Origin of the sequence: Azospirillum agricola (genome assembly GCF_017876095.1) — a bacterium.
In the GTDB taxonomy this organism is placed as follows: domain Bacteria; phylum Pseudomonadota; class Alphaproteobacteria; order Azospirillales; family Azospirillaceae; genus Azospirillum; species Azospirillum agricola.
On the sequence record NZ_JAGINM010000074.1, the window covers coordinates 1 to 1,445 of the forward strand.

1 protein-coding gene is annotated in these 1,445 nt (G+C 66.4%); it reads left to right on the plus strand.

The window, feature by feature from the left end:
* Positions 1-57 precede the first annotated feature (57 nt).
* Positions 58-1,445 (plus strand): NAD(P)(+) transhydrogenase (Re/Si-specific) subunit beta (locus tag J2847_RS33855; protein ID WP_209783109.1); only part of this gene is annotated, 1,388 nt, incomplete at its 3' end.

Here is a 1,445-nt window from a genome sequence, read left to right on the forward strand (position 1 = left end):
GGCTTCCTGGTGACCCAGCGCATGCTCTCCATGTTCAAGAAGAAGGGCAAGTAAACCATGGAAACCTTGTCCGCCCTTCTCTACCTCGTCGCCTCCGTCTGCTTCGTCATGGCGCTGCGCGGGTTGTCCAGCCCGGAGACCTCGCGTCAGGGCAACATCTACGGCATGGTCGGCATGACCATCGCCATCCTCACCACGCTCGCCTCGCCCATCGTCCAGTCCTACTGGATGATCGTGCTCGGCATCGCCATCGGCGGCGGCATCGGCTACGTCGTCGCCAAGAAGATCGAGATGACGGCCTTGCCGCAGCTCGTCGCCGCCTTCCACTCGCTGGTCGGTCTGGCCGCCGTCTTCGTGGCGCTCGCCGCCTTCTATTCGCCCGCGGCCTACGGCATCGGCCTGCCCGGCGCCATCGCCAAGGGCTCGCTGGTCGAGATGGCGCTCGGCACCGCCATCGGCGCCATCACCTTCACCGGCTCGATCGTCGCCTTCGCCAAGCTCCAGGGCTTGGTCACCGGCAAGCCGCTGGTCTTCCCGATGCAGCACCCGCTCAACGCGGCGCTCGGCGTGCTGACGCTGCTGCTGATCGTCTGGCTGGTGCAGTCGAACTCGACCACGGCGATGTGGCTGATCGTCGTCGTCGCGCTGGCGCTCGGCTTCCTGCTGATCCTGCCCATCGGCGGCGCCGACATGCCGGTGGTCATCTCGATGCTGAACAGCTACTCGGGCTGGGCGGCCTGCGGCATCGGCTTCACCTTGCAGAACAACCTGCTGATCATCACCGGCGCGCTGGTGGGATCCTCGGGCGCGATCCTGTCCTACATCATGTGCAAGGGCATGAACCGCTCGATCTTCAACGTCATCCTCGGCGGCTTCGGCGGCGAGGCGGCGGCGGCCGGCGGCGCGGCCAAGGGCCCGCAGGGCTCGGTGAAGGCCGGCTCGGCCGAGGACGCGGCCTACATCATGAAGAACGCCCAGTCGGTGATCATCGTGCCCGGCTACGGCATGGCGGTGGCGCAGGCGCAGCACGCGCTGCGCGAGATGGCCGACACGCTCAAGCACGAGGGCGTCGACGTGAAGTACGCCATCCATCCGGTGGCGGGACGCATGCCGGGCCACATGAACGTGCTGCTGGCCGAGGCCAACGTGCCCTACGACGAGGTGTTCGAGCTGGAGGACATCAACCGCGATTTCGGGACGGCGGACGTGGCCTTCGTGATCGGCGCCAACGACGTGACCAACCCGGCGGCCAAGACCGACCCGGCCTCGCCGATCTACGGCATGCCGATCCTGGACGTGGAGAAGGCCAAGACGGTGTTCTTCATCAAGCGCGGCATGGCCGCCGGCTACGCCGGCGTCGAGAACGAGCTGTTCTTCCGCCCCAACACCATGATGCTGTTCGGGGATGCGAAAAAGGTCACCGAAGAGGTGGTGAAGGCGATGGA